At 64.9% G+C, this 516-nt stretch carries 1 protein-coding gene; it reads left to right on the forward strand.

Going from position 1 to position 516, the window contains the following annotated elements:
* On the forward strand, positions 1-516 hold a 516-nt coding region (locus EOA36_RS36790), incomplete at both ends, for a 3-deoxy-7-phosphoheptulonate synthase (protein WP_145969575.1).

A 516-nucleotide genomic window follows, 5' to 3' on the forward strand; every position in this document is an offset into this window, starting at 1 on the left:
TATCCGGACCTTGCAGCGCTGAAGAACACGGAAGCCCAACTCGCCACCTTTCCGCCGCTGGTCTTTGCCGGCGAGGCGCGCAAGCTGAAGAAGCAATTGGCTACCGTCGCCGCCGGTGAGGCCTTCCTGCTCCAGGGCGGCGACTGCGCCGAGAGTTTTGCCGAACATGGCGCGGACAACATCCGCGACTTCTTCCGCGTCTTCCTGCAAATGTCGGTCGTGCTGACCTTCGCCGGCGCGCAGCCGGTGGTGAAGGTCGGCCGCGTCGCCGGCCAGTTCGCCAAGCCGCGCTCGTCCGACAACGAGACCAAGGGCGAGGTGACGCTGCCGAGCTATCGCGGCGACATCATCAACGGCATCGAATTCGACGCCAAGTCCCGCATCCCTGATCCTGCCCGCCAGGAAATGGCGTACCGCCAGTCGGCGGCGACCCTTAATCTTCTGCGTGCGTTCGCGCAGGGAGGCTATGCCAGCCTGGAGAACGTGCATCGCTGGATGCTCGGCTTCGTCTCCGAC

The organism is Mesorhizobium sp. M8A.F.Ca.ET.021.01.1.1 (genome assembly GCF_003998025.1).
Classification (GTDB): Bacteria; Pseudomonadota; Alphaproteobacteria; order Rhizobiales; family Rhizobiaceae; genus Mesorhizobium.